This window comes from Azoarcus sp. Soil_N_20 (genome assembly GCF_057656155.1).
Window position 1 is genome coordinate 1 of the sequence record NZ_JBDGKX010000082.1, and the last position, 242, is coordinate 242.

The 242-nt window shown below is 73.6% G+C and carries 1 protein-coding gene; it reads right to left on the reverse strand.

What is annotated here, in order from left to right:
- The coding region (locus AC3A35_RS27995; protein WP_487439822.1) for a hypothetical protein at positions 1 to 242 on the reverse strand (242 nt) is incomplete at both ends.

Consider the following 242-nt stretch of genomic DNA (forward strand, 5'->3'; position numbering starts at 1 on the left):
TAGTGCTTGGTCGGCAGCAGTTCGAGCGGCCCCGGGGCGTTGGCCATCACGCAGGTGATCGCCGCCGCGTCGGCGCCGATGATGCGCGCCACGATCCGGCCCTCGATGTCCCAGAAGCCCCCCGTTTCGGTGCCGGCACGAAAGCGCCGATACACCACCGGCGCACCGCCCACCGGCTGCACGCCGTGCACGACGCCGAGCACGAGCTCGCCGGCGAGTTGCGCCGCGCGCCGCGCGACCAG